The following is a 17,850-nucleotide window of genomic DNA, read 5'->3' on the forward strand; positions in this document are numbered from 1 at the left end:
GAAGGAGTACGCCCTTGCTGGAACAGGTCCTGAGCGTGATGGGCGGTCGCACCCTGGAGCGGTGGTTGGCGCTGGCCCTCCAGCCGATGGTCTTCGCCCTGTGCTGTGCCGGGGCGGTCTTGTGGTCGGACGGTGACCTGGACCGGGCCCAAGCCGTCACCGCCTGGTTGGAGAAGGCCGGCACCCCGGTCACGGTGCTGGTCACGATTGCCACCCTGCTCGGCCTCGCCGGCTCCGGCCTCGCCGCCCTCGCCCTCGCCGTTCCGCTGCTGCGCTTCCTGCACGGCACCGGACCACTGTGGCGCCTCGGCGGTCACACGCTCGCCCGGGCCTCCGGCCGCCGTGCAGAGAAAGTGGACCGACAATGGCAACTCGTGTACCCCCTGGTCATGGTGCGCGGCGCCGACCCGCGCGACGTGTCCCGCTACCAACGCCTCGAACGCGCCCGCCGCCGACGCCCCCTGGACCCGGCCCACGCGTCCCCGACCCGACTGGGGAACATCGCGCGCGCCTCGGAACGCCGGATCGCCGACCGCTACGGGCTCGACGCCGTGGTCCTGTGGCCAAGCATGTCCCGAGTATTGCCGGAAGCCGTGGTGTTGGAGGCCGGGCAAACCCGGGCGGCCCTCGACCAGGCGGCGGCGGCCGTGCTGTGGGCAGTCGCCTTCGCCGCATCGATGTGGGCCTTCACGTGGTGGGCGATCCCCCTGGGGCTCCTGGTCGTGCCGATAGTGGTCTATGGCGTGTTACCGGGGCGGGCACGACGATTCGGCACAGTGCTGGAGGCCGCGTTCGCCGTCCACCGCGGCGAGTTGTACCGAACCCTGCGTCTGCCGCTGCCCGCGTCCCCCATCGACGAACGAGCCGCCGGCCAGGCGCTCACCTCGTACGTACTGCGCGGCTCGGACGACCCCACATTCCGCTTCGCGCCGTGACACCAAGCCGCCCCGGCGTGCCCGCAGGTGTGTGATACCGGGCATTGCGGTAGCACGCACCTGCCTGCCATCAGGCACGGCGACCGCCCCCGCACGTCGCGGGTGGCCGTCGGTCATCCTCGACGCACCTTCGCCCGAAAAGATTTCGGCCTCGACGTTTTGCCTTCCGGTGAGCGGCGACCGCCCGAGGACGGCGCCGCCCCAGCGGGTGGCTGCAAACTCGGCCGGGCGGGCTTCGGTCTCGGCGAGGGCGGCGGGGAGCCGCTAGGTCTGCTCGCGCAGGCTGTCGGCACGAAGCCAAGCACTACCAGAAGCATCAAAACCGCAGGTCATCACCACAACCGCGAGTCTCTAACAAACCCGGAGCGGTTCATGAACCGTTCCCATCCAACCTGCACCCCCAGCCCACACCGCCGCCCGGACACCAACCAACCACCCCCCAGGCTCAGTCGGGGCGAGTGTCGGTGAAAGCCGTTCCCGGCGGATGGGCGACCGTTACCGTGGTTGCGGGGGGGTGGCGCGATGTCACCGAGAAAGTGGTCTCTGGTCGTCTATCAACTTCTCGCCCTGGGTCTGCCCGTGGGTGCCATGATCGGCTACGCCTTGCAGTTGCGCGCCTATCAGGACCGGTGCGATGCCTCGCAGATCGAGCGTGGCCTGGTGGGCGGCGGCATGGTTGTGTTCCTCGTGTTCGAGTTGGGCATCCCGTTGCTGCTGATCTGGGTCGTCGGGACCCTGCTGGCGCTCGCGACCACCGCGGTGCTGCGTGGTCGGCGTGCTGTGATCGCGGCGGTCGTGTGGGGGTGGTTGGCCGGAAGCCTGGCCGTGGCCGTGATGACGCTGATCGTGTGGTTGGAGAACCTGTATCCGCTCGAGGGCATGAAGTGCTGAGTCCGCCCGACCCCGCGCCCGTCGGTGGCCACGTCGGGTCGGGCGCTTCGGGACGCCTGGGAAGTCCCTTGGCTCGGAGCTCGGGGCCTCGACGTGGACGGCGATATCGAGTTCGCGACATCGGCCGCCGCGCCGGGCCCCCGGGGCGGCACGTCGGGTCCGTCGAGTTCCGCTCGATCGCGGCGACCGGGTAAGTGCCGGTCTCGTCGGTGGCGGCGTCCTCGATCAATCGGTGGGTTTGGTCCGTGCCTGGCGTACGAGGCGGATGAGTTCGTCGTGTTCGAAGCCTCCCGAGTGCTTCACCGTCGTTTCGTGCGCGACCAGGATCGCCTCACCTCGTTTCCAGGACGTGGGAGAAGGGATCGCGATCACATACGGGGAGTCGAGGCTTCCCGCGACCCACACGAGGTTCAACGACGCGTCGGTCGGAAGGGGGCCCTTCAGTTCCCTCACGCTGTTGAACTCGGCGACGGAGCGACCCTCCGGGTCGAGCAGCGTGTAAGTGGTTGCCACCACTATGCCGTCCATCTCGTTGACGGTGCGCAGGCACGGCCAGACCTGCCGGGGATGTTGCAGGAGCGGCAAACGACGACCCACGCGGCGGCCAGGAGAATGGCGGTGACGGTCGTGGCGCGTTCGGACAGTCGTACCGCCAGGGTGATCGCGGCCCCGGTCAGCAGGTCGACGCAGGACACCAGGGACTTGAGCGCGATCAGCGTCGGTGACGCCTCGGATCGGCGGTGGGTCGGTTCGGGCCCGACGTCTGCGGGGCTCCTCCTCCGACAGCCGGAGCCTCTCCTCGAAGAGATCGGGCGACTCCTCGGCGGCGGACCGGAGCGAGACCCGATACCGAAAGCGAAGCACCGCCGGGCCGTTCCGGTGTCGTCCGAACCCGGCCGCTCTTTCGGCGTCGGGGAAGCGGGGGCGTCCGCCGCGACCCGCGTTGCCGTGCGAGCAACGACGCTCTCGGGCGTGGGTCCTTCGCGTCTCCTCCTTGCTCAGCGCGTCCACTTGGCGGCGCAGGACGCCCACTTCGCGGCGCAGCAGCTCGATCGTTGTCCGGTGTTCGGCGAGTTCGCCTCCAGTTCGCGCGTTGTAGGCGGCTTCGGCGTCGAGGCTTTTGTCGCGCTCCCGAACCCGCTCGCGCAGCGCGTCGCGTTTCGCGAGCGTCGCGGCTCCCGCAATGTCGGCCTGTTCCAGGCGCTCGCGCAGCTCGCCGTGTTCGAGTTCGAGGACGCCCATGGCCTCGGTCGCGGCGTGGCGGTCCCGCGCGCCGCGGTCGCGTTCCTCGTGCCACCGGGCGGTTGTGGATCCGTCGCGGCGGCCATGCGTGACGGCGTGGATCGACGGCCTGTCCATGCTCGGCACGGCCCCCGACGGCACCGCGACCGGGTACGCGCTGCTCACCCGCTGCCACGTCGACGGCGCACCCGCCCTTGCCCTCGCACCCTGCGCGGTGCCGCCCTCGGCCCAGCGCACCGGCGCCGGCTCCGCGGCCATCCGCGCCGCGCTCGACGCCGCCCGGGCCATGGGCGAAACCTCGTCCTCGTCCTGGGGCACGCCGACTACTACCCGCGGTTCGGCTTCACACCGGCCTCCCGCTTCGGGATCCGCGCACCCTTCGAGGTACCGGACGAGGCCATGATGGCCATGGCCCTCGACACCACCCGCACCGTCCCCGTCGGAACCATCCAGTACCCCGCCGCGTTCGGCGTCTGACCCCTCCTGTGCTGCCCGGGGCTCAACACCCGGGGCACCACAGCGCCTTCCATCGAGGAGCGGACCGGCACGACGATCGGAGCCATCCCGCCATGCGGGACGCGAACCGAGGCAGGCCCGGTCGCCGCGCGGCCAAGAGCTCGCCGGCGTAGGCCAGGCGCCGTTGCCAGGACATCGGCACACCCCTGGCCCTGTTCGGGCGACCCTGATTGACGGCGGCCGCGCGGCGGTTTCGCTCGATGAGGTCGCCCAGTCGGCCGATGTTCCACTCCGATCCGACGCTGGAACAGCAGCGGCATCGGTGGGTTTCACGTCCTTTCCTGAACGTCGTAGGACATCACGAGCGGGACGGATCCGCCTTGGTCGCGAATCCGGCAGATGAGTGTGCTGAGCACGTCGGCGAGTTCGGGGCTGATGACCAGAAGCCGTTCCGCGTCGGTCTTGGACGGGGCGACGTGCAGCAACGGGACGAGTTCACCGTTCCCGGCAGGAGGTACTGGACGAGGCTGTGCTGCGAGAGTTCGCACAGCTCCTCGATGCATATGCCGGTGTGCCGCAGGACTCGACCTCGGCGGGGCGCCGGAGCACGGGCACAAGGACATGCTGCTCGTCGAATCTCGGGGAACATCGAGTTGCGCGCCCGAGGCGCAGGCGGCCACGCATGAGGCCGACGGTCTGTACATGCCCCGGCTCTCCCGTGGTCGTCGATGCGGTCGGCGGCACCGGTCACGACGCCGAGGACCGCCGCAACCCGTTCGCGGTTGTCGACGCCGTGCGCATCCCCGTCGAGTACCTCGCCGAGTTGTTCACCGCCGGCGATCCGGCACCCGTCGACGCCGTGCCGAGGCGGCCGGCCACCATGCCCGGCTGCATGCGCGACATCAACGTCGGGTGCGAACCCGACGCCGCCATTCTGCGGCCGCGTCAACAGGGGCGAAGAGTAGATGCACACGACATGTACCGGCTCCTGGCGCCGGCGACACCCGGCACCTCGGCCGTCGTCCCGTTGGTGAGCGGCTTGCGGGTGACCTTCACACGCCGAACGACATCCACTGTTCGATCGGGGCCGATCCCAACCATCAAACGGACGGCGGCCCACCGAACCTACAAGGGCGGCACATGAACGACGTCGTGGTGCTCGTTCATCGCGTGCGTTCCCACCCTCGCCGGGGTCCTCGCGAGCCCGAGAGCGGCCCGCGGGCGGCGGCTCGACGGTGGGTTTTCGCCGTCGAGCCTGACCGCCTCGGCATCCGGCGGGGTTTTAGAACAACGGTCGGGCAACGGTCGGCCGGATGTCCGAGGGTGCAGGTTCGAAAGAACCACGCCCTCGGACACCGATATTCGCCTGTCGCTCACGCCGCCGGTCCCGAATGTACGGTTGTCCAACCATGGGGAACGACGGGCCCGCCGCGTCGGGGTCAGTCCTCTCCGAGCCAAAGGTCCGGTCCGAAAACCTCGTAGCGGATCGCCTCGGCGGGCACGCCGCGACGCAGCAGGTCGCCGCGTACCGTGCGCATGAAGGGCAGCGGACCGCAGAGAAACGCGGTCGAACCGTCGGGGAGTTCCAGTGCGCCGAGGTCGGCCCGGCCGACGGAGGCTTCCTCGTCGCCGGGCTCCTCGTACCACAGGTGGAGGCCGGCGTGCGGCAACGCGTGGACGAGACGCCGCTGTTCGTCGCGGTGGGCGTGATCGGCGGGGCTGCGATCGGCGTGAACGACGACCACCGGGCGCGTCGCACCGGTGGCCACCAAGTGGTCGAGCATGGCCAGCATCGGAGTGACGCCGATTCCGGCGGAGGCGAGAAGCAAGGGATTGTCGCCGTCGGGCAGGACGAGGTCGCCGAAAGGCGCCGAAACGGCCAGGACATCGCCCACTGCGGCGTTCCGGTGCAGCCAGGAGGAGACCTCGCCGTCCGGGCTCGCCCCGCCGTGGACTCGCTTGACGGTGATACGCCAGTGCGTGGTGTCGGGCGCGGCCGAGAGGCTGTACTGGCGGATCTGCCGTGCGCCGTCAGGAAGTCGGATCTGGACGCTGACGTACTGACCAGGCCTGAACGAGCCCGCGGAGCCGCCGTTGGCGGGCTGCAGCGTGTAGGAGACCGCGTCGGGGGTCTCCTCACGCCGCCCGGTGATCTCCATCGGTCGCCAGACCTCTCCCTCGGCAAGCCGGTGTTCCTGATAGAGGCGTCCCTCGGCGGCGATGAGGGCGTTGGCCATGAGCCAGTAGACCTCGTCCCAGGCTGCGGCGACGTCAGGGGTGACGGCACTGCCGAGCACGTCCACTATCGCGGCGAAGAGGTGGTGGTGGACGATCTTGTACTGCCCGGATGTGATGCCCAAAGAGGCGTGCTTGTTGGCGATCCGCGCGAGCATCGCGTCGGGCCGGACGTCGGGCTGCTCCACGAGCATGGTGGCGAACGCCGCGATGGATCCGGCCAGCGCCTGCTGTTGTTCTCCGTTGGCCTGGTTGCCCCGGTTGAACAGGTCTCGCAGCAGTTCGGGATGGGCGTCGAACATACCGACGTAGAACCGTTCGGAGATGTCCCCGAGGGCCGCGCCGACGACGGGCAACGTGGCACGAATGACCGGAGTGGATTGCTCGGACAGCATGATTTCCTCCAAATTGGTGATGATCTGCGTGGTCGCCGCAGGCGTGGGGGCGGGCGTCTGCCCGCATGGTGGTGTCGGGGCGCGAGCGCGTCAGAGCAGGCTGTTCTCGGGGTAGTTGCCGCTGGGAGTGACGATGGTCCCGGCGTTGCCGCGCAGGATCTCTTCGGTCTGGTCGAGTGCGCCGATGGCGGCCATGTCACCGGTCGTCTCGACGAATCGGCAGGCGGCGTCGACCTTGAGGCCCATGGAACCGACCGGGAAGTCCTCGGCGCGTAGTTGGGTGGGGGTGGCGTTGGCGATCTCGCGCGCTTCGGAGGTGCCGAAGCCGCGCATGACCCGGGGGACGTCGGTGAGCAGCAGGAGGGCGTCGGCGTCGAGTGCCTCGGCGAGGAGTGCGGCGGTGGGGTCTTTGTCGACGACGGCCTCGACGCCGGTGACGTGGTCCAGTTGCCCGAGGCGCAGGTTGCGGGGTTGCGGGGTGTGGTGTGGTCAGTCCCCAAGGGTGGCGACCAGGACCGCCTTGATGGTGTGCAGTCGGTTCTCCGCTTGGTCGAAGACGATCGAGATCTCCGATCCGAAGACCTCCTCGGTGACCTCCAGAGCGTCGAGTCCGGTCCTTTGAAAGATCTCCTCGCCGATCTGGGTGGCGCGGTCGTGGAAGGCGGGGAGGCAGTGCAGGAACTTGACGGCAGGGTTGGCCGTGGCCTTCACGACATCCGCGTTGACCTGGTAGGGCTCGAGTTGGGCGATACGGGTGTCCCGGATCTCATTGGGTTCGCCCATGGAGACCCACACGTCGATATAGAGGAGATCGACGCCCCCGACACCCTGGGTGACGTCCTCGGCGTGGGTGACGGTGGCGCCGGTGCGGGCCGCTCCTTCGCGCGCGCGACGATCTCGTCGTCGTTCCACAGTGCCTTGGGGGCCACCATGCGCACGTCCATGCCCAGCATCGCACCCGTGATGAGCAGCGAGTTGCCCATGTTGTTGCGGGCGTCGCCGACGTAGGCGAACGAGAGCCGGTGCAACGGCTTGTCGCCGTGCTCGCGCATGGTCATGGTCGCAGAAATATTTCGGTGCCGACGACCTGCCGACGACCTGCCGACGACAAGCGCCGTGACCTGCGAGAGCCCGAGTGTCCGTGAAAGTTCGTCGGTGTCGGCCGGTGACGTGGGTTTTGGCGATGTCGTCGCGCCGACGGGCTCGGCCTTTTTATTCATCGCTCTCCTCGGTGTGCTGTCAGCGCGACCGGAATCCACGCTTGCGGTTGCATCCTCTACCCGGGTCGGGTCGTCGGACATCGGCCGCACGTCACCCGTCGAAGGGCAGGTTGTCCCTGTCGGACACAGGACTTACGACCCTGGCGCACGCCTTCCCGACCATGTCTTTCGTGACTTCGATATCGCGCGGATACACACGAACGCGGGTACGCCGTCTCCCAGATGCTCCCCGAGGTCGGCATCGACGCCTCACGGCTGCCCCAGCAACTGACCGTGCTGCGCCGCGCCAACCCGGTGGCGGTCGGTCGTCGATCGAGTCGGTGTCACCCGCGTCCATGAGCACCGGCGGGCCCGCGACGCTGCGGCTTCGCGACTTACGGCGTGTCGGCGCGAGCTGTGGACAGAACGCCTATCGGGCCGGCGTGGAGGCCGCGTCGGTGACGCGGGCGCGTACGGCGTCCATCATGTCCCACTGCTCAGAGGTGAGGATCGTCAGAGCTGCTGGGAACACTCCGTCCTGTTCCTTGAGGATGTGCTCGCGCAGCAGGCCCAGCGCGTCCATCAGTCGGTCGGGCCAGTCGGGATCAGCCGGGATGCCGTCGGCGGCCTCGCCCAGTACCGTCTCGAAGCGGCGGTGTTCGTCCTCCAGCGCGGCTATGTGGTCGGGGAACTCGTCCGACATGGCTGGGAAGAGGCCGTGCTCCTCCACCTGCGTGTGTGGGCGGAGGATTGCCGTGATCAGGCATGCCCCCCGGGCCATCTCCGCGATGTCTCCGCTGCGACGGGCGGTCCGCACGTTGCTCATCAGATTGACAACGCTGTCGTGCTCGGCGGTCAGTTCGGCGATGGCGTCGATCGACTGGCAACCGCAGTACTCACACATGGGGATTCCTCTTTCACTGCGCGGCTGGGGGCACGGTGCCGGTCGCTGCGGGCCGGGTTGTCGCCCGGCGCACACCGGTGACGGTGTAGACCAGCGCCGCCAGTGCCACGACTGCGAGCAGAACCAGTCCCAGGGCGTACGAGGCGGTGGCACCGTAGATGGTGCCCATGACCAGCGGCGGGATGAATCCGCCCAGGCCGCCGGCCGCACCGACCATCCCGGTGACGGATCCCACCATGTTCGCCGGGGACAGCAGGGCAACCAAAGCGAAGGTGGCACCGCTGCCGGCGCCCAAGGCGGCGGCCATGGTCAGGAATGCGATTGTGCCCACGGGAGCCAACGTCGGCGTGGCGGCCTGCACGGCTGCGCCGACGACCACGACCGCCATGGCCACACCGAGCACGCGTGTGGGCCCTACGCGGTCGGACAGCCAGCCGCCTACCGGTCGCATCGCAACCGCCACCAGCACGAACCCCGCCATGCGGTTCGCCGCGTCGGCCTGGTCCAGCCCGTAGCCGGTCTTCAGGTAGGTCGGCAGGTATACCGAGAACGCCACGTACCCACCGAAGGCAACCGCGTACAGGGCGGACGCCTGTCGGGTGATGCCCAGACGGGCGGTGGCGGCCAGTCGCCGGCCGAGTGGCTCCGTCGGCGCCGTACGCCCGGGAGCGTCTCGCAGCAGCACGGCGGCCAGCACCGCGTAGGCGGCCAGCGCCAAGGCGGTGATCAGGAAGGGGTTGGCCATGCCGTGGGCGTCGACCAGCTTCACCGTGGTGAGTGCGCTGATCGCGGTGCCGCCCATTCCCGCTCCGAAGATCCCGATGGCCAGGCCACGCCGCTCGGGCGGGAACCATGCGCTCACAAATGGCACGCCGACGGCGAACGACGTGCCGCCGATGCCGAGGAAGAACCCGCCTATCAGCAGTGCGGCGAGCGAGGAGTGGCCGGCAAATCCGAGGAACAGCACCGGCATCACCGTCGCCGCGGAGACCAGCGGGAACATCACCCGCCCGCCGAACCGGTCGGTCAGGGCCCCCACCGGAATCCGGCCCAGAGAACCCACTATCACCGGCACGGCGACCAACAGCGACTGCTCGAACGAGCTGAGGAACAAGGTGTCCTTGAAGCGTGGCCCCAATGGACTCAGTAGCGCCCATGCCCAGAAGTTGATCGCGAATCCCAATGTCGCCAGCAGCAGCATCACCACCGGCCGGGCGCCGGGCGGAACCGGGCCACTCCTGTCCGCCCGCTCATCGACCGCCGCTTCCTCCACCTGGCGCATCAAGGTTTCCTCTCGGTCTCGCCGGCAGCCGGACGGCCCGAAGCATGGTCCGGGACATGGCGCCTGCTTCTTCCGGCAATGGCTCCACGCCCAGATTCGGCGACCGGCCGAGCGCGGGCCAGGGCCGTTCGGCCCGGCCAGACCCGCCAACATGCTCCGTCGTGTTGAGGAATTCGCGTGTGCTCCACCGCAGATACGTACGTGCGAGGTCGGCGAGATGGCAGCCTTCGCGAATGCGGTGCCACCCAACCAGGTACCCCGCGCGCTCAGGGAGCGAATCCGACCCTCCCGCCGGGCGGCCGAACTGCGAAGTACCCGATCGTGTAGTGCCACAAGTCCCAAACACACGTGGACGAATGCCGCCGCCGGCAAGGTCGAGCGGGGCATTGACGGTCATCGAATGAGTGACAGACTCGGCGCCATGCAGAAGTTCTCTCTGGATGCCCGGGTCCGCGAGCACATGCAACGCGCCGCAGGGACGGCATCGGGGCGTAGCGCGCAAACCGTGTACGGCGGTCACGAACACGTGCTGCGTCAGACGCTCGTGGCGCTGGAGGCGGGAGAGTCGCTCACGGAACACGAGAACCCTGGCGAGGCCACGCTGCTCGTGTTGCGTGGCCGGGTCCGTTTGCAGTGCGCGGAGGCGTCGTGGGACGGGGTCGCCGGCGACATGATCATTGTGCCTCCGGCCCGGCACAGCCTCGAGGCACTCGAGAGATCCGCCATTCTGCTCACTGTTGCCACACACCCGGTGAACTCGGCATCGGTACAGCCGGCTTGAGGACGCCGGCGACTTGCCTGGCGCCGACGCACGTCGTAGAGCAGCGCGGCGGCGGGTGGCAGTCCGGGCCCGGCGGAATGCGAGGGGCCCTGGTTGACGGTGGGCGACGCCCACGGCCGGACCGACTTCATATCCGATCGGTTCGCCGTCGGCGGTCATCGTGCCCCTCACGGCGGCCGGTGCGTTGATCATCGTCCGCTGAGCCACACGAGGACAGGGAGTGCCATGAGCAAGGATGTCGGGATGGACGGGACCGTGGCCGAGGCGTTGGTGCGCAGCCGGCGGTTCTTCACCCGCGGCACGGTCTCCGCCGATCTGAGGACCCTGTCGCAGACCGGGGGTCGTGATGCCGACGACTTCTATCGGGACCGGTGGAGCCACGACAAGGTCGTCCGCTCCACCCATGGTGTCAACTGCACCGGTTCCTGTTCCTGGAAGGTCTACGTCAAGGACGGGATCATCACCTGGGAGACCCAGCAGACGGACTACCCTTCGGTCGGCCCGGACTCCCCGGAATACGAGCCCCGCGGCTGTCCGCGCGGCGCGGCCTTCTCCTGGTACACCTACTCGCCGACCCGGGTGCGTTACCCCTACGTCCGCGGTGTCCTGCTCCGGATGTTTCGCGAGGCGAAAGCCCGACACGACGGGGATCCGGTGCGGGCGTGGGCGCACATCGTCGAGAACCCGCTGCGGTCCAAGGCTTACAAGTCCGCGCGGGGCAAGGGCGGTCTGGTCCGTGCCACCTGGGAGGAGGCCGCGGAGATCGTCGCGGCCGCCCACGTGCACACCATCGAGAAGTACGGCCCCGACCGGGTGGCCGGTTTCTCACCGATCCCGGCCATGTCGATGGTCTCCCATGCGTCCGGTGCCCGGTTCGTCAACCTCATCGGCGGCTCGATGCTGAGCTTCTACGACTGGTACGCCGACCTCCCGGTGGCCTCGCCCCAGGTGTTCGGCGACCAGACCGACGTCCCGGAGTCCGGGGACTGGTGGAACGCGGGCTACCTCATCATGTGGGGCTCCAACCTGCCGGTGACGCGCACGCCGGACGCGCACTGGATGACCGAGGCCCGGTACCGCGGCCAGAAGGTCATCGCGGTCGCCCCCGACTACGCCGACAACGTGAAGTTCGCCGACGAATGGCTGCCGGCCAAGCCGGGCACCGACGCCGCCCTGGCCATGGCCATGGGCCACGTCGTGCTCAAGGAGTTCTTCGTCGAGCGTCACACCCCGTACTTCACGCAGTACGTCAAGACCTACACCGATCTTCCCTACCTGGTCAGGCTCGACGAAGCAGCCGGACCGAGTGCAAACGGCGAGAAGACGTACACGGCGGGCAAGTTCCTCACCGCCTCCGACCTCACCGAGCATCGGCACGAGGAGAACGCCGCGTTCAAGACCATGCTCGTCGACGCGCGGACAGGGCAGCCGACCATTCCAGGCGGATCTCTGGGGCACCGCTACGGCGACGCCGGTGTGGGCAAGTGGAATCTGGAACTCGGTGATGTCGACCCCCAGTTGACGCTGATGGACACCTCGCGGGAGAGCGTGCTCGTCCGCTTCCCGCGCTTCGACACCCCCGACGGTGCGGCGGCCGATCTGCCGCGCGGTGTGCCGGTCCGGCGGGTCGACGGCCACCTGGTCACCACTGTCTACGATCTGCTGCTCGCGCAGTACGGCGTGGGCCGGGACGGCCTTCCGGGAGAATGGGCCGCCGGGTACGACGACGCCGAGTCGCCCTACACCCCGGCATGGCAGGAGACGATCACCGGTGTCCCGGCCTCCACCGCGGCCAGGGTCGGACGCGAATTCGCCGCGAACGCCGAGGAGTCCAAGGGCCGTTCGATGATCGTGATGGGCGCCGGAACCAACCACTGGTTCCACTCCGACACGATCTACCGCGCGTTTCTCACCCTCACCAACCTGACGGGCTGCCAGGGGGTCAACGGCGGTGGCTGGGCGCATTACGTCGGCCAGGAGAAGGTCCGGCCGCTCACCGGCTACACCCAGATCGCCAACGCGCTGGACTGGAACCGGCCGCCGCGCAACATGATCCAGACCGCGTACTGGTATCTCCACACCAACCAGTTCCGCTACGACCAGTTCGGTGCCGACACTCTGTCCGCCAGGACCGGCAGCGGGCAGCTCGCGGGCATGAGCACCGCCGACGTACTCGCGCAGAGCGCGCGCATGGGCTGGATGCCGTCCTATCCGACGTTCAACAAGAACCCGCTCGACCTGAGCGACCGGGCCGCCGCGGCGGGGACCCCGGTGGGCGAGTACGTGGTCGAGCAGTTGAAGTCGGGTGCCCTGGAGTTCGCGGGGCAGGACCCGGACGCCCCCGAGAACCATCCGCGCATCCTGTCCATCTGGAGGGCCAACCTGCTCGGCTCGTCCGGTAAGGGCAACGAGTACTTCCTCAAGCATCTGCTCGGCGCGGACTCCTCGGTACGGGCCACCGAGACACCGCAGAACCTACGTCCGGTCGACGTGAAGTGGCACGCCGAGGCCCCCGAGGGCAAGCTCGACCTGCTGATGACGATCGACTTCCGGCAGACCAGCACCACGATCTTCTCCGACGTCGTGCTGCCCGCCGCCACCTGGTACGAGAAGCACGACCTCAACACCACGGACATGCACCCCTTCGTGCACTCCTTCAACCCGGCCATCGCACCGCCCTGGCAGACCCGCACGGACTGGGATGCCTGGCAGACGATCGCCGAGAAGTTCAGTGAACTCGCCGCCACCCGGCTGGGGGTCCGCAAGGACGTGGTGGCCCTTCCGCTCACCCACGACACCCCGGACGCGATGGCGAACCCGCACGGAACCGTGCGGGACTGGAAGAAGGGCGAGTGCGAGCCGATCCCCGGGGTCACGATGCCCAGGCTCGTCGAGGTCGAACGCGACTACGGGGCCGTGGCCGAGAAGATGAACGCACTCGGCCCGCTCGTGGACACGCTCGGCGCGACCACCAAGGGCGTCACCTTCGAGCTCGGCGCGCAGGTGGACTACCTGCGGCGCAAGAACGGCGCGGTCCGGACCGGCGTCGCGGCCGGCCGGCCGTCGCTGAAGCGCGATGTGGACGTCTGCGAGGCGATTCTGGCGCTGTCCGGCACCACCAACGGGGCGCTCGCCACCCAGGGGTTCAAGACTCTCGAGAAGCGTACCGGCGTACGGCTGGCCGACCTTGCCGAGGAGAACGAGGGCAAACGGATCACCTTCGCCGACACCCAGGGTCCGCCCGTCCCGGTGATCACCTCGCCGGAGTGGTCGGGATCGGAGAGCGGCGGCCGACGGTACTCGCCCTTCACCATCAACGTCGAGCGCAAGAAGCCGTGGCACACGCTGACCGGGCGGATGCACTTCTACCTCGACCACGACTGGATGACCGAACTCGGTGAGGGGCTCCCGGTCTACCGGCCACCGCTGAACATGGCGGCGCTGTTCGCCGAACCCGCCCTCGGTGACATCTCGGACGGCTCCGAGGGTCAGGGCGTCGAGGGGCTCACCGTGCGCTACCTCACCCCGCACAACAAATGGTCCATCCACTCCGAGTACCAGGACAACCTGTTCATGCTCTCCCTCTCGAGGGGCGGCCAGAACATCTGGATGAGCGACCGGGACGCCGCGAAGGTCGGGATCGAGGACAACGACTGGATCGAGGCGGTCAATCGCAACGGCGTCGTGGTCGCCCGGGCGATCGTGTCGCACCGGATGCCCGAGGGAACGGTGTACATGTACCACGCACAGGACCGGCTCATCGACGTACCGATCGCCGAGACCTCCGGCAAGCGCGGAGGCATCCACAACTCGCTCACCCGCCTGCTGGTCAAGCCCACGCATCTGATCGGCGGCTACGCCCAACTCACCTATGCGTTCAACTACCTCGGCCCCACCGGCAACCAGCGCGACGAGGTCACCGTCATCCGCAAGCGCTCGCAGGACGTGACCTACCGATGAGGGTCATGGCGCAGATGGCGATGGTGATGAACCTCGACAAGTGCATCGGCTGCCACACCTGCTCGGTGACGTGCAAGCAGGCCTGGACCAACCGTTCCGGTACCGAGTACGTCTGGTTCAACAACGTCGAGACCAAGCCCGGGCTCGGCTATCCCCGCACCTACGAGGACCAGGAGAAGTGGAAGGGCGGCTGGACGCTCAACAAGCGCGGCCGGCTCACGCTCAAGGGCGGAGGCCGGTTCAAGAAGCTGCTGACCATCTTCTCCAATCCCAAGCTCCCCTCGATCGGCGAGTACTACGAACCCTGGACCTACGACTACTCCACGCTCACCGACGCTCCTGCCCAGGAGCACACGCCGGTCGCGCGCCCCAAGTCGCTGATCTCCGGCAAGGACATGAAGATCGAGTGGTCGGCCAACTGGGACGACGACCTCGGCGGCTCCACAACCAACGGCCACCGCGACCCGCTGCTGACGAAGATCGCCGACAAGGTGAAGTTCGAGTTCGAGCAGACCTTCATGTTCTACCTGCCGCGCATCTGCGAGCACTGCCTGAACCCCTCCTGCGCCGCCTCGTGCCCCAGCGGTGCGATCTACAAGCGCGAGGAGGACGGCATCGTCCTCGTCGACCAGGACAAGTGCCGCGGCTGGCGGATGTGCGTCTCGGGCTGCCCCTACAAGAAGATCTACTTCAACCACCGCACCGGCAAGGCCGAGAAATGCACCTTCTGCTTTCCCCGCATCGAGGTCGGACAGCCCACCATCTGCTCCGAGACCTGCGTCGGCCGGCTGCGCTACATCGGCCTGATGCTGTACGACGCCGACAAGGTGCTCCAAGCCGCGTCCACCACCGACGAACAAGGGCTCTACGAGGCCCAGCGCGACGTCTTCCTCGACCCGTCCGACCCCGAGGTCGTGCGCGCGGCCGAGCACGCCGGCATCCCCCGGGATTGGATCGACGCCGCCCGGCGCTCCCCGGTCCACGCCCTGATCAACACCTACAAGGTGGCACTGCCGCTGCATCCGGAATACCGCACGATGCCCATGGTCTGGTACATCCCGCCGCTCTCCCCGGTAGTCGACGTGGTCAAGGAGACCGGCGAGGACGCCGAGAACCGGGGCAATCTGTTCGCCGCGATCGACGCGCTGCGCATCCCGGTCGAGTACCTCGCCGAACTCTTCACCGCCGGCGACATCTCGCCTGTGGACGCCGTGCTGAAGAAGCTCGCCGCGATGCGGTGCTACATGCGCGACATCAACATGGGCCGCGAACCCGACGCCTCGATTCCCGCCGCCGTCGGCATGAGCGAGGAAAACATGTACGACATGTATCGACTGCTGGCGATCGCGAAGTACGACGAGCGCTACGTCATCCCGTCCGCCCACGCGGAGCAGGCCCACTCCCTGGAAGAACTCGCCACCGAGTGCTCGCTCGACTACGAGGGCGGGCCCGGGATGGGCGGTTCCGGCCCGTTCGGCGAAGGATCAGGCGCCCCGACACCGATCGCGGTGGAGAACTTCCGGATGCTGCAGGACCGCCAGACCTCCGACTCCCTGGCAGGACCCGACGACAAGGGCAAACGGGTCAACCTGCTCAACTGGGACGGCAAGGGCTCTCCCTCCGGGCTCTTCCCCTCGAAGGGGTCGGACTCTTGAGCAGGGCTCGTGTGAAGCCTGCGCCGGCTTCGCACCAGCGGACCATCGTGTGGCAGTCGGTCTCCCTCCTGCTGGACTACCCGGACGAAGAGCTCCCCGCACGGATCGCGCTGGTCCGGTCGGCGCTACGGGAATTGCCCTCGGCGCTCGGCGGGTCGATTCGCGACTCCGTGGAGCGGCTGGAGGCCACGCCACCGGCGGAGTTGCAGGCACAGTACGTCGAGACCTTCGACACCCGCAGACGCTGCAACCTGTTCCTGACCTACTTCGCCCACGGAGACACCCGCAAACGGGGGGTCGCTCTGCTTCGCTTCAAGCAGGTCTACATGCGCGCCGGCTTCACGCTCGACGATGCGGAGCTGCCCGACCACTTGTGCGTCGTGCTCGAGTTCGCCGCAACGATCGACGGGGAGCTCGGCCGAGGGCTGATGCTCGACCACCGGGCCGGCCTCGAGCTGCTACGGCTGTCGCTGCGGGACATGGACTCTCCGTGGGCCGGCCTGGTCGCAGCCGTCACCGCGACCCTGCCGCCGTTGCGCGGCGACGAGCGAGATGCCGTAAGCCGCCTCGCCGCAGAGGGTCCGCCCGAGGAAGAGGTGGGGCTCGCACCCTTCGCCAACCCCGGATTCAGCCCCGCCGCGTCGGGCGGGACGACCCTGCTACCCACGCCCACCTTCCCGGGAGCCCGCACGTGAATCAGTTCCTGTACGTGGTCTTCCCCTACATCTGCCTGACGGCCTTCGTCCTGGGACATCTGTGGCGCTACCGCTACGACAAGTTCGGCTGGACCACCCGCTCCTCCCAGCTCTACGAGAACCGCGTCCTACGAATCGGCAGCCCCCTGTTCCACTTCGGCATCATCGGGGTGTTCTTCGGCCACGTGATCGGACTGGGCATCCCCAAGAGCTGGACGGAAGCGGTCGGGGTGTCCGAAGGGCTCTACCACTTCCTGGCCTTCTCGGTAGGCGCGTTGGCGGGGTTGGCCACAGTCGTCGGACTGATCATCCTGATCTACCGCCGGCGCACCGTCGGTCCGGTCTTCTCGGCCACCACCCGGATGGACAAGGTGATGTACCTCTTCCTCACCGCGGTGATCCTCCTTGGCCTGTTCAACACGGTGGCGGCCAATATCTTCGAGCACTACGACTACCGAGACGGTGTCTCGGTCTGGTTCCGCGGAATCTTCCGCTTCGACGCGCACCCCGAACTCATGGGCGAGGCGCCACTGGGCTTCCGGCTCCACGGGCTGATCGCGATGGCGCTCTTCGCACTGTGGCCCTTCACCCGACTCGTCCACGTGTTCAGCGCCCCGCTCGGATACCTGACCCGCCCCTACATCGTCTACCGCAAACGCGACGTCACACAGCTCGGCAGCCACAAACCGCGTCCGGGCTGGGACCGCGTGGGCTGACACTCGACGCGTTCGGTGAAGCGAACGCGTCGAGGAGCCGAAAGGGCGGATCTCATGCGGCGCTCCCGCCTGGATCCGACGAACAGTGGCCAGTAGAGCGTGTCCTGCGGATCATTGGACAGGCACCGGGGGATGTCGGGGTCGGCTCGGGTGGGGCCCCCGGGGAGGGCCACGTCGGGTGGGCAACCACGCACTGGGGAGTGGAACACGTGACCACCGCCGCCGGACTGCCCGCCGTCCGTGAACCTCTCCACCTCGCCCGCGCCGACGACCCGCGCCCTCGCAGGCTCTCGTCGATCTCGCCGACGCGGCCACGGCCGCGGAACACCGTGCGCCGAACTACCCGCGCCACCCACCACAGGTCCTGTCCGACGAACTCCACCGGGTACGCGGCATGTCGGTCCCCTACTCACACACCGCCAACGGGTACGGACGGACACGGCGACGGCCCGGCTCACGGCGCTGTCGGGCAACGACGCCCTGGACGCCGCTCCCGCGCAGGCT

At 68.3% G+C, this 17,850-nt stretch carries 14 protein-coding genes and 2 pseudogenes; 9 read left to right on the top strand and 7 right to left on the bottom strand.

Annotated features, from left to right (window positions below):
• The first annotated feature begins 14 nt into the window (after positions 1-14).
• Both ACFZBU_RS40195 and ACFZBU_RS40200 read left to right on the top strand, forming a co-directional pair.
• The gene (locus ACFZBU_RS40195) at positions 15-935 is read left to right on the top strand and encodes a hypothetical protein (RefSeq protein WP_391588728.1); all 921 of its coding nucleotides are present in this window, start codon (positions 15-17) and stop codon (positions 933-935) included.
• 522 nt (positions 936-1,457) lie between these two features.
• On the top strand, positions 1,458-1,826 hold the full coding sequence (locus ACFZBU_RS40200) for a hypothetical protein (protein WP_391588729.1): 369 nt from the start codon (positions 1,458-1,460) through the stop codon (positions 1,824-1,826).
• A 225-nt stretch (positions 1,827-2,051) separates the two neighbouring features.
• Here ACFZBU_RS40200 and ACFZBU_RS40205 read toward each other — a convergent pair whose 3' ends face one another.
• Positions 2,052-3,068, bottom strand: coding sequence for a hypothetical protein (locus ACFZBU_RS40205; RefSeq protein WP_391588730.1), 1,017 nt, complete (start codon positions 3,066-3,068; stop codon positions 2,052-2,054).
• Here ACFZBU_RS40205 and ACFZBU_RS40210 point away from each other — a divergent pair.
• Positions 3,067-3,545: pseudogene (locus ACFZBU_RS40210) on the top strand (GNAT family N-acetyltransferase). The gene ACFZBU_RS40205 and the pseudogene ACFZBU_RS40210 overlap by 2 nt on opposite strands.
• Positions 3,546-3,853: 308 nt before the next feature.
• Here the strand turns inward: ACFZBU_RS40210 and ACFZBU_RS40215 are convergent.
• Positions 3,854-4,009, bottom strand: a complete 156-nt coding sequence (locus tag ACFZBU_RS40215) for a hypothetical protein (protein WP_391588731.1) — start codon at positions 4,007-4,009, stop codon at positions 3,854-3,856.
• Positions 4,010-4,242: 233 nt separating this feature from the next.
• Here ACFZBU_RS40215 and ACFZBU_RS40220 point away from each other — a divergent pair, with 233 nt between their 5' ends.
• A complete protein-coding gene (locus ACFZBU_RS40220; protein ID WP_391588732.1) occupies positions 4,243-4,668 on the top strand; it encodes a hypothetical protein in 426 nt (141 codons plus the stop codon).
• Positions 4,669-4,963: 295 nt separating this feature from the next.
• Here ACFZBU_RS40220 and ACFZBU_RS40225 read toward each other — a convergent pair whose 3' ends face one another.
• The 5 genes and pseudogenes from ACFZBU_RS40225 to ACFZBU_RS40245 form a co-directional block, all read right to left on the bottom strand.
• On the bottom strand, positions 4,964-6,154 hold the full coding sequence (locus tag ACFZBU_RS40225; RefSeq protein ID WP_391588733.1) for a globin domain-containing protein: 1,191 nt from the start codon (positions 6,152-6,154) through the stop codon (positions 4,964-4,966).
• Positions 6,155-6,244: 90 nt separating this feature from the next.
• Entirely contained in the window at positions 6,245-6,616 is a 372-nt protein-coding gene (locus tag ACFZBU_RS40230; RefSeq protein ID WP_391588807.1) for a hypothetical protein, read from the bottom strand.
• 27 nt (positions 6,617-6,643) lie between these two features.
• A pseudogene (locus ACFZBU_RS40235) lies at positions 6,644-7,224 on the bottom strand (ornithine carbamoyltransferase subunit F); the annotation flags it as partial.
• 559 nt (positions 7,225-7,783) lie between these two features.
• Positions 7,784-8,257 (bottom strand): hemerythrin domain-containing protein, encoded by a 474-nt coding sequence (locus ACFZBU_RS40240; protein WP_391588734.1) that lies wholly within the window; start codon positions 8,255-8,257, stop codon positions 7,784-7,786.
• Between the two features lie 13 nt (positions 8,258-8,270).
• Positions 8,271-9,458, bottom strand: a complete 1,188-nt coding sequence (locus ACFZBU_RS40245) for an MFS transporter (protein ID WP_391588808.1) — start codon at positions 9,456-9,458, stop codon at positions 8,271-8,273.
• A 502-nt stretch (positions 9,459-9,960) separates the two neighbouring features.
• On the opposite strand from ACFZBU_RS40245, the gene ACFZBU_RS40250 reads away from it, so the two are divergent.
• From ACFZBU_RS40250 to narI, 5 genes are all read left to right on the top strand, one after another.
• Entirely contained in the window at positions 9,961-10,320 is a 360-nt protein-coding gene (locus tag ACFZBU_RS40250; protein WP_391588809.1) for a cupin domain-containing protein, read from the top strand.
• 225 nt (positions 10,321-10,545) lie between these two features.
• Positions 10,546-14,280: a nitrate reductase subunit alpha gene (locus ACFZBU_RS40255; protein ID WP_391588735.1), complete on the top strand. Its 3,735-nt coding sequence runs from the start codon at positions 10,546-10,548 to the stop codon at positions 14,278-14,280.
• Entirely contained in the window at positions 14,277-15,935 is a 1,659-nt protein-coding gene (narH, locus tag ACFZBU_RS40260) for a nitrate reductase subunit beta (protein ID WP_391588736.1), read from the top strand. The genes ACFZBU_RS40255 and narH overlap by 4 nt, the downstream gene beginning before the upstream one ends.
• On the top strand, positions 15,932-16,630 hold the full coding sequence (gene narJ / locus ACFZBU_RS40265) for a nitrate reductase molybdenum cofactor assembly chaperone (RefSeq protein ID WP_391588737.1): 699 nt from the start codon (positions 15,932-15,934) through the stop codon (positions 16,628-16,630). The genes narH and narJ overlap by 4 nt, the downstream gene beginning before the upstream one ends.
• Positions 16,627-17,346, top strand: a complete 720-nt coding sequence (gene narI / locus ACFZBU_RS40270; protein ID WP_391588738.1) for a respiratory nitrate reductase subunit gamma — start codon at positions 16,627-16,629, stop codon at positions 17,344-17,346. Before narJ ends, narI begins: the two co-directional genes overlap by 4 nt.
• Positions 17,347-17,850: the final 504 nt, after the last annotated feature.

The sequence above is a fragment of the Embleya sp. NPDC008237 genome (assembly GCF_042956465.1).
GTDB lineage: Bacteria > Actinomycetota > Actinomycetes > Streptomycetales > Streptomycetaceae > Embleya.

Bases quoted from the DNA above. Each gene is read 5' to 3' on its own strand.
- ACFZBU_RS40200 (WP_391588729.1), top strand. From the start codon at position 1,458: ATGTCACCGAGAAAGTGGTCTCTGGTCGTCTATCAACTTCTCGCCCTG.
- ACFZBU_RS40205 (WP_391588730.1), bottom strand. From the start codon at position 3,068: ATGGGCGTCCTCGAACTCGAACACGGCGAGCTGCGCGAGCGCCTGGAA.
- ACFZBU_RS40225 (WP_391588733.1), bottom strand. From the start codon at position 6,154: ATGCTGTCCGAGCAATCCACTCCGGTCATTCGTGCCACGTTGCCCGTC.
- ACFZBU_RS40240 (WP_391588734.1), bottom strand. From the start codon at position 8,257: ATGTGTGAGTACTGCGGTTGCCAGTCGATCGACGCCATCGCCGAACTG.
- ACFZBU_RS40245 (WP_391588808.1), bottom strand. From the start codon at position 9,458: ATGCTGCTGCTGGCGACATTGGGATTCGCGATCAACTTCTGGGCATGG.
- ACFZBU_RS40250 (WP_391588809.1), top strand. From the start codon at position 9,961: ATGCAGAAGTTCTCTCTGGATGCCCGGGTCCGCGAGCACATGCAACGC.
- ACFZBU_RS40255 (WP_391588735.1), top strand. From the start codon at position 10,546: ATGAGCAAGGATGTCGGGATGGACGGGACCGTGGCCGAGGCGTTGGTG.
- narH (WP_391588736.1), top strand. From the start codon at position 14,277: ATGAGGGTCATGGCGCAGATGGCGATGGTGATGAACCTCGACAAGTGC.